At 71.7% G+C, this 8,653-nt stretch carries 7 protein-coding genes and 1 pseudogene; 7 read left to right on the top strand and 1 reads right to left on the bottom strand.

Going from position 1 to position 8,653, the window contains the following annotated elements; genetic code table 11:
• Window positions 1-442 (bottom strand): VOC family protein (locus tag DLJ59_RS01735; RefSeq protein ID WP_148096920.1); only part of this gene is annotated, 442 nt, incomplete at its 3' end.
• Window positions 443-503: 61 nt separating this feature from the next.
• Between DLJ59_RS01735 and DLJ59_RS01740 the strand changes: the two genes are divergently transcribed.
• From DLJ59_RS01740 to DLJ59_RS37155, 7 genes and pseudogenes are all read left to right on the top strand, one after another.
• A complete protein-coding gene (locus DLJ59_RS01740; protein WP_124770766.1) occupies window positions 504-1,688 on the top strand; it encodes an acetyl-CoA C-acetyltransferase in 1,185 nt (394 codons plus the stop codon).
• A complete protein-coding gene (gene meaB / locus DLJ59_RS01745; protein ID WP_124770767.1) occupies window positions 1,685-2,689 on the top strand; it encodes a methylmalonyl Co-A mutase-associated GTPase MeaB in 1,005 nt (334 codons plus the stop codon). The genes DLJ59_RS01740 and meaB overlap by 4 nt, the downstream gene beginning before the upstream one ends.
• Before the next feature lie 159 nt (window positions 2,690-2,848).
• Window positions 2,849-3,268 carry an Asp23/Gls24 family envelope stress response protein gene (locus DLJ59_RS01750; protein ID WP_124770768.1) on the top strand — a complete coding sequence of 140 codons (420 nt, stop codon included), beginning with the start codon at window positions 2,849-2,851 and terminating at the stop codon, window positions 3,266-3,268.
• A gap of 157 nt (window positions 3,269-3,425) precedes the next feature.
• Window positions 3,426-3,851: an Asp23/Gls24 family envelope stress response protein gene (locus DLJ59_RS01755; protein WP_124770769.1), complete on the top strand. Its 426-nt coding sequence runs from the start codon at window positions 3,426-3,428 to the stop codon at window positions 3,849-3,851.
• A gap of 108 nt (window positions 3,852-3,959) precedes the next feature.
• Complete coding sequence (gene icmA, locus DLJ59_RS01760) at window positions 3,960-5,648, top strand: coenzyme B12-dependent isobutyryl-CoA mutase large subunit (protein ID WP_124770770.1); 1,689 nt, start codon at window positions 3,960-3,962, stop codon at window positions 5,646-5,648.
• Between the two features lie 182 nt (window positions 5,649-5,830).
• Complete coding sequence (locus DLJ59_RS01765; RefSeq protein WP_124770771.1) at window positions 5,831-6,754, top strand: tetratricopeptide repeat protein; 924 nt, start codon at window positions 5,831-5,833, stop codon at window positions 6,752-6,754.
• Between the two features lie 66 nt (window positions 6,755-6,820).
• A pseudogene (locus DLJ59_RS37155) lies at window positions 6,821-7,819 on the top strand (arginase family protein); the annotation flags it as partial.
• Between the last annotated feature and the right edge of the window lie 834 nt (window positions 7,820-8,653).

Consider the following 8,653-nt stretch of genomic DNA (forward strand, 5'->3'; position numbering starts at 1 on the left):
CGCGTCTCGTGGGCTCGGAGATATGTATAAGAGACAGGATCCGGCTGTCCGCGGTGCCACGCCTCGGGACGTCGTAGAGCAGCCGCATCCCGCGCTCCCGCAGCGCCGCGCAGGCCGCGTCGATGTCCACCACGGTGTACGCGACCTGCTGCACGCCCGGCCCGTTGCGGTCCAGGAACTTCGCGATCGTCGACTCCGGGGTGAGCGGGGCGAGCAACTGCACGCAACCGCCCTCGGTGGTCGGCCCGACGGCCAGCATCGCTTCCCGAACGCCCTGCTCGGCGTTGGTCTCCACGTGAACGCAGCGCATCCCGAACGTCCGCTGGTAGAAGTCGATCGCGGCGTCCAGGTCGGCCACGGCGATCCCGACGTGGTCAATCTTGCGAAGCCCGATGTCTGTGACGTAGTCCGCACCGGGCTCGACGGGGGAGTTCTCTGCCATGGCGCTAGTCTGGCCGAACCATCGTTCAGGCGTACAGCGCGGCACCCCCTCGGAGGCAGGCATGGCTTCGGTGATCATCAGCGGCGCGCGGACCCCCATGGGCCGGCTGCTGGGCAACCTCAAGGACCTCCCGGCCACCAAGCTCGGCGGGATCGCCATCAAGGCGGCGCTGGAGCGGGCCGGCGTCAGCCCGGACCAGGTCCAGTACGTGATCATGGGGCAGGTGCTGCAGGCCGGCACCGGTCAGATCCCGGCCCGGCAGGCGGCGGTCGAGGCCGGTGTGCCGATGTCCGTGCCGGCGTTGACCATCAACAAGGTCTGCCTCTCCGGCCTGGACGCGATCGCCCTGGCCGACCAGCTGATCCGCGCCGGCGAGTTCGACATCGTGGTGGCCGGCGGCATGGAGTCGATGACCAACGCCCCGCACCTGTTGATGGGCCAGCGCACCGGCTACAAGTACGGCGACGTGGTGGTCAAGGACCACATGGCACATGACGGGCTCAGCGACGCCTGGGACTGCTGCTCGATGGGGGAGTCGACCGAGCGGCTCGGTGTCAAGCACGGCATCTCCCGCACGGAGCAGGACGCCTTCGCCGCAGCCAGCCACCAGCGGGCCGCCGCCGCGCAGAAGAACGGCCACTTCGCCGACGAGATCGCCCGGGTGGTCATCCCGCAGCGCAAGGGTGACCCGCTGGTGATCAGCGAGGACGAGGGCATCCGCCCGGACACCACCGTCGAGTCGCTGGCCAAGCTGCGCCCCGCGTTCGCCAAGGACGGCACCATCACCGCCGGCAGCTCCTCGCCGATCTCCGACGGCGCCGCCGCGGTCGTCGTGATGAGTAAGGCCAAGGCGAAGGAGCTGGGGCTGGTCTGGCTTGCCGAGATCGGCGCGCACGGCAACGTGGCGGGCCCGGACAACTCCCTGCACTCGCAGCCGTCCAACGCGATCAACCACGCCCTGAAGAAGGGTGGCCTGAGCGTGGCGGACCTGGACCTCATCGAGATCAACGAGGCGTTCGCTCAGGTGGGTGTCCAGTCGACCCGGGACCTGGGGATCAGCCCGGACAAGGTCAACGTCAACGGCGGCGCGATCGCGCTGGGCCACCCGATCGGCATGTCCGGTGCGCGTCTCGTCCTCACTCTCGCCCTGGAGCTGAAGCGGCGCGGCGGTGGCACCGGCGCGGCGGCGCTCTGTGGCGGCGGTGGCCAGGGCGACGCGCTGATCATCCACGTGCCGGGCCAGTGAGCGGAGCGGCCGAGCAGGTTCCGGCAGCGGGCACCACGTCGGTGCGCCGTAGTCGGGACGTACCGCTGCTGGTTGAGCGGGCCCGCGCGGGTGACCCCCGGGCGGTGGCCCGCCTGATCACGTTGGTGGAGAACGGTGACGCCCTGTTGCCGGCGATCGCCGCGGCGCTGGCGCCGTACGCCGGGCAGGCCCAGGTGGTCGGGCTGACGGGTTCGCCCGGGGTGGGTAAGTCGACGACCACGAACGAACTGGTCCGGGCGCTGCGGGCGCAGGGGCACCGGGTCGGTGTGCTGGCGGTCGACCCGTCCAGCCCGTTCACCGGTGGGGCGATCCTCGGTGACCGGGTGCGGATGCAGGACCACGCCACCGATCCGGGCGTCTACATCCGGTCGATGTCCAGCCGGGGGCACCTCGGCGGGTTGGCCGCGGCGACGCCGCAGGCGGTCCGGGTGCTGGAGGGCGCCGGCTGCGACGTGGTGCTGGTGGAGACCGTTGGCGTCGGGCAGGCCGAGGTGGAGGTCGCCTCGCTGGCCGACACGACGCTGGTGCTGCTCGCGCCCGGGATGGGGGACGCGATCCAGGCGGTCAAGGCCGGCATCCTGGAGATCGCCGACGTGTTCGTGGTCAACAAGGCGGACCGGGACGGCGTCGACGCCACCGTCCGGGACATCCAGGGCATGATCGCTCTCGGTGAGCGCGGGCCGGGGCAGTGGCGGCCGCAGGTGGTCCGGTCGGTCGCCGCGCGCGGCGAGGGCATCGACGACATCGCCGCCGCCATCGACAAGCACCGGGGCTGGCTGGTCGAGCACGGCGAGCTGCGCCGCCGCCAGGAGGCGCGGGCCGCCGCCGAGATCGAGGCGATCGCGCTCGGCACTCTCCGCGCCCGGATCGGCTCCCTTCGCGACGGTACGCAGTTGTCCACTCTCGCCGCACAGGTGGCTGAGGGTGCGACGGACCCGTACACGGCGGCGGACGAGTTGCTGGCCCAGCTCGCCCGCTGACCGGAAGCCACCGGCTTGATCCCCTGCACCACGCGCCCGGAAGCGAAGGTGGCTCCGGTTTTAGTAGGCTCGCGGCGCGTGGCCGGCGGTCAGCCCGCCGCGCGGCGGGCTGACGAGACGGTCGGTCCACAACGCACCGGGACCAGGGGAGATGTGATCATGACGGACGCGGTGGAGAACGCCGGCGCAGTGTCGCCCGCGACGGGCGCGGCCCGGGGTGCCACGTCGGTTTCCGACGAGGTCGTGGAGAAGATCGCCGGTGCGGCCGCCCGTGCCGTGCCCGGTGTCGCCGATCTCGGCGGTGATGTGTCCCGGTTCTTCAACAGCGTGTTTGACAAGGTCGGTCTGGACCAGGTGGGCGACGCTCGGCGGGGCGTCTCGGCCGACGTGAAGGGCACCTCGGTCGTCATCAACGTGGTCCTGGTGATCGACGCCGGGCACGTCGTGGCCGATGTGACCGAGGCGGTGCGGGCCGCGGTGATCGAGGCGGTGGAGAAGTACGGCCTGACGGTCACCCAGGTCAACGTCACGGTGGACGACATCGAGCTGAACCAGCCGGGGTCGGCAGTCGGAGCCTGAGGTGTAGCTGCCCGGCGGTCTGCTGGCTGCCGGGCTGCCCGTTGACCATCCACCGGGGACATCGCCGGGCCGCACCGTCCTAGTAGGCTCGCACCGCCCACCTTCACCGGGGGCCGGACGTGCCCAGACGCGGTGGTGCGAGGAGCAGGGAGCGACTGTGGACCTGGAAGCAACGCAGGAGCTGACCAGGGCGTCGGTGCCGGCTGGCGGGACGACGCAGGTCGCCGACGAGGTGATCGAGAAAATCGCCGTGGTGGCTGCCCGTGCGGTGCCCGGCGTGGCCGACCTGGGCGGGGACGTCGCCCGGTTCTTCAACGCGGTTCTCGACCGGGTCGGGCTGGACCAGGTGGGTGACGCGCGGCGGGGTTGCTCGGCCCACGTGACCGGGGACGCCGCCGTGGTCAACCTGGTGTTGGTGATCGAGGCAGGTCGGCCGGTGCCGGCGATCACCAGTCAGGTGCGCGCCCAGGTGACCGAGGCTGTCGAGGCGTACGGGCTGCGGGTCGACGAGGTCAACATCCGGGTCGACGACGTGGCGATTGGTGGGCCTGGCACCACAACGCGCGACACCACAACTCCATGATCGGGTTCAGGTCTGCCGTTACCCGTCGGTAGGGCGTGACTTAGCGATCGTTCAGGTGGGGGCCTTACACTCGACGTGCAGTCGAGGACCCGAGGAGGAGCCCTGCTCATGGACGCCGACGAGATCGACGCCGGACGGGCGCGCTGGCAGGCACGGTACGACGCCGCGCGCAAGCGGGACGCGGACTTCACCACGCTCTCCGGGATGCCGGTGGAGCCGGTGTACGGGCCGCCGGAGGGCGCCACCTATCCGGGCTTCGAACGGATCGGTTGGCCGGGCGAGTACCCGTACACCCGGGGTTTGTATCCGACCGGCTACCGCGGGCGGACCTGGACGATCCGGCAGTTCGCCGGCTTCGGCAACGCCCAGCAGACCAACGAGCGTTACAAGATGATCCTCGGCGCGGGTGGCGGCGGCCTCTCGGTCGCGTTCGACATGCCGACCCTGATGGGCCGCGACTCGGACGACCCGCAGGCGCTCGGCGAGGTCGGCCACTGCGGCGTCGCCATCGACACCGCCGCCGACATGCAGACGCTCTTCGACGGCATCGACCTGGCCGACGTCACCACCTCGATGACCATCTCCGGCCCGGCCGTGCCGGTGTTCTGCATGTACCTGGTCGCCGCCGAGCGTCAGGGCGCCGACCTGTCCAAGTTGGACGGCACCCTGCAGACCGACATCTTCAAGGAGTACATCGCGCAGAAGGAGTGGCTCTTCGACCCGGAGCCGCACCTGCGCCTGATCGGCGACCTGATGGAGTACTGCGCCCGGGAGATCCCGCGCTACAAGCCGCTGTCGGTCTCCGGCTACCACATCCGCGAGGCCGGCTCGACCGCCGCGCAGGAGTTGGCGTACACCCTGGCGGACGGCTTCGGCTACGTCGAGCTGGGTCTTTCGCGTGGGCTGGACGTGAACGTCTTCGCGCCAGGGCTGAGCTTCTTCTTCGACTCGCACCTCGACTTCTTCGAGGAGATCGCCAAGTTCCGGGCCGCCCGCCGGATCTGGGCCCGCTGGCTGCGCGACGTCTACGGCGCGACCAGCGAGAAGGCCCTCTGGCTCCGGTTCCACACGCAGACCGCCGGGGTGTCGCTGACCGCGCAGCAGCCGGTCAACAACGTGGTACGCACCGCCGTCGAGGCTCTCGCGGCGGTGCTCGGCGGCACGAACTCGCTGCACACCAACGCGCTCGACGAGACCCTGGCGCTGCCCACCGACGAGTCGGCCGAGATCGCCCTGCGTACCCAGCAGGTGCTGATGGAGGAGACCGGTGTGGTCAACGTGGCCGACCCGCTCGGCGGTTCCTGGTACGTCGAGGCGCTGACCGACAAGATCGAGGCCGAGGCGGAGGAGATCTTCGCCCGGATCCGGCAGCTCGGCGGGGACGGGCCGCACCAGATCGGCCCGATGACCTCGGGCATCCTGCGCGGTATCGAGGACGGCTGGTTCACCGGGCACATCGCCGAGTCGGCCTTCGTCTACCAGCAGGCCCTCGAAAAGGGCGACAAGAAGATCGTCGGGGTCAACTGCCACACCGGCACGGTCGCCAAGGAGCTGGAGATCCTGCGCATCTCGCACGAGGTGGAGCTGGAGCAGCGCCGGGTGCTCGCCGAGCGCAAGAGCGCGCGGGACGAGTCGGCGGTCCGTGAGGCGCTGGCCCGGATGATCGAGGCGAGCCGTACCGACGAGAACATGATCCCCGCCATGCTCGACGCGGCCCGCGCCGAGGCGACCCTGGGCGAGATCTGCGACGCCCTGCGCGCCGAGTGGGGCACCTACCGGGAGCCAGCACGCTTCTGACCTCCTGCCCAACACCCCCACCCCGTCGATCTTGCGGATTCTGTGTCGACATAAGGCATGAATGTGGCGTTTCGGCAACAGAATGTGCAAGGTCGCGGGGGTGCGGGCGGTGGCGTGAGAGTTGCAACGTCGGGGTTGCGGGTGAGCTGAGATCGGGGGCTCACGTGCGAGACTAGGTAACCATGAGCGACCCACGGATCACCTCGTCGATCTTCACCCGCGGCGCGGTCGACCTCAGCACGCTGCGCGGCCCCGCACCAGCAAGTTCCCGCCCCGGCACGCCCCCGCAGGGCGGCCCGTCCAACGGCGTACCCGGTGCGCCCACGGCCGGCGGTGACACCGCCATCGTGGACGTCACCGAGGCGACCATCCAGTCCGATGTCCTCGAACGCTCGATGGCCACGCCCGTCATCGTGTTCTTCGGCGCGGCCGGCTTCCCGGAGAGCGACGAGTTCGCCCCGGTCCTGGAGCGACTCAACGCCGAGGGTGGCGGCACCTGGGTGCTGGCCCGGGTCGACGTGCAGGAAAATCCCCGCATCGCCCAGATGTTCCGGGTGCAGGGCATCCCCATGGTCTACGCGGTCGTCGGCGGCCAGCCGGTCGACGCCTTCTCCGGCGTGGTGCCCGAGGCGCAGCTGCGGCAGTGGATCCAGGCCGTCCTCAAGGCCGGTGGCGTGACCGTCGCCGAGCCGGAGGACCCCCGCCTCGACGAGGCCGACGACGCGCTGATGAGCGGCGATCTGGACGCCGCCGAGCAGGCGTACCGCAAGATCCTGGCCGACGCCCCGGCGGACGCCGCGGCCACGGCAGGGCTGGCCCAGGTCGGGGTGGCCCGCCGGGTGGCCGGCGCCGACCCGTCCGCCGCGCTGGCCGCCGCCGAGAGCGCCCCCGACGATGTCGCCGCCCAACTGCTGGCCGCCGACATCGAGGTGCTCAGCGGCCTGGCCGAGCAGGCGTACGCGCGGCTCGTCGGTCTGGTCCGGCGCACCGCCGGTGAGGACCGTGAGACGGTGCGCCAGCACCTGGTCTCGCTCTTCTCCATCGCCGGCCCAGACGATCCGGCGGTCGCCTCGGCGCGCCGGGCCCTGGCCAGCGCCCTGTTCTGAGTTCGTAGCACGCCAGCGCGGGCCGGCGTTCCGGCCGGCCCGCCCGACCATCGAGGACGGGAGCTCATGATGCGCCGGATCGCCGTCCTCGACGCGCCGACAAATCTCGGTCTACGGCCGCCGACGCCCACGTCGGTCCCGGGCTGCGCCAAGGCGCCCGGGGCACTGCGCGACCACGACCTGCTGGCCCGGCTCCGCGCCCGCGACGCCGGCTGCGTCACCCCCGCCCGGTACGACCCGGGCGACTGGCGGCCCGGCGACGGGGTGTGTCACGCCCGGGAGATCGCCGACTACTCGCTGGCCCTCGCCGAACGCATCGGCTCGATCATCGACCGGGGCGAGTTCCCGGTGGTGCTGGGCGGCGACTGCTCCGTGCTGCTCGGTTCGGCCCTGGCCATGCACCGCCTCGGCGAGGCCGTCGGCGGGCGGATCGGGCTGGTCTTCGTCGACGGGCACTCCGACTTCCGGCACCCCGGCAACGCCTCCTACGTCGGCGCCGCCGCCGGTGAGGACCTGGCCCTGGTCACCGGGCGGGGGCAGGCCGACCTGGCCGCGCTGGAGGGCCGCCGACCCTACTTCCGCGACATCGACGTGGTGGTGCTCGGCATCCGCGCCCAGGACGAATACCGACTCGACCTCCAGGCCGCCGGGATCACCACCCGTCCGGTGCCGGCGCTGCGGGCCGAAGGCGCCGCCCGGACGGCCCAGTGGGCGCACGAGCAGCTCGCCGACTGCGCGGGCTACTGGGTGCACATCGACGTGGACGTGCTCGACCCTGCGGTGATGCCCGCCGTGGACGCCCCCGACCCGGGTGGCATCGCCTTCGCCGAGTTGGAGATCCTGCTCGCCGGCCTGGTCGACACCCCGCACTGCCTCGGCGTGGAACTGACCGTCTTCGACCCCGACTACGACCCGGACGGCTCGTACGCGGCCGAGATCGTCAACACCGTGGTCGCCGGCCTGGCGCCGGTGACGGCCCCGGAAGCCGTGCCGCCCCGACTGCTGTCGGCCCGGCCGACGCCCTCCCCCCGGCGCGGCAACGGCCGGCCCGCGACCGCCACCGAGCGCTCCGACCGTGCCGAACGGCTCGACGGGCTCACTGGAGGGCTTGCCGGGTTTGACCGCGTTGAGCGGGTTGCGGAGCTTGATCGTGCCGAGTCGTTCGACGGGTCACCAGGTGTGATCGGCGGCGAGGCGCCACCGGTCGGCGCTGAGGTGGCTGATGGCGGCGCCTTCGGCGGCGAGCGTGCCGCCGGCGGCCTCTCCGGCGGTGAGCGCGCCGATGGCGACTCCTCCGCCGGCGAGCGTGCCGGTGATGGCCTCTCCGCCGGCGAGCGTGCCGGTGGTGGCCTCTCCGGCGGCGAGCGTGCCGGTGGTGGCCTCTCCGGCGGCGAGCGTGCCGGTGGTGGCCTCTCCGGCGGCGAGCGCGCCGGCGGTGACTCCTCCGGCCCCGGGTCCTCCGGCGCCCGGTCTCCTGGTGTCGGATCTACCGGCGTCGGATCCACCGGCGTCGGGTCTGTTGATGGCGATAGACCCGGTGGCGGTCCGTCGGTGGGTGCGGCGCCTCCCGACGTCGCGGCTGAGGCGCAGTCGCCCGGCACGCTCGGACGGGCCGCGCACTCCGAGCCGTCGGGCGTCGCCGCCCGTATCGCACCGCTGGTCGAGCGCGAACCCGTCGGCCCGCCCGCATCGGCCGGCCCGGGTCTTCTCCGACGCACCCCCTCGCCGCCCCAGAACCCGGCCGACCGGCACAAAGCCGACACCGCCTGACCCGATCCTCGGTGACCGAGGTGTGATCAATTCGGTATCAATGAAACTGCGGTATCCGGGTGCCTTGGACACCGCAGTTTCAAGGAAACCGAGTTGATCAGGCCCCGCACGGAACGCTGGGCCTGTTCC

It is taken from the genome of Micromonospora inaquosa (genome assembly GCF_003857055.1).
In the GTDB taxonomy this organism is placed as follows: domain Bacteria; phylum Actinomycetota; class Actinomycetes; order Mycobacteriales; family Micromonosporaceae; genus Micromonospora; species Micromonospora inaquosa.

What these genes read in the sequence shown, in the direction of transcription:
- DLJ59_RS01740 (WP_124770766.1), top strand. Translation starts at nt 504, where the DNA reads ATGGCTTCGGTGATCATCAGCGGCGCGCGGACCCCCATGGGCCGGCTG.
- DLJ59_RS01750 (WP_124770768.1), top strand. Translation starts at nt 2,849, where the DNA reads ATGACGGACGCGGTGGAGAACGCCGGCGCAGTGTCGCCCGCGACGGGC.
- DLJ59_RS01765 (WP_124770771.1), top strand. Translation starts at nt 5,831, where the DNA reads ATGAGCGACCCACGGATCACCTCGTCGATCTTCACCCGCGGCGCGGTC.
- icmA (WP_124770770.1), top strand. Translation starts at nt 3,960, where the DNA reads ATGGACGCCGACGAGATCGACGCCGGACGGGCGCGCTGGCAGGCACGG.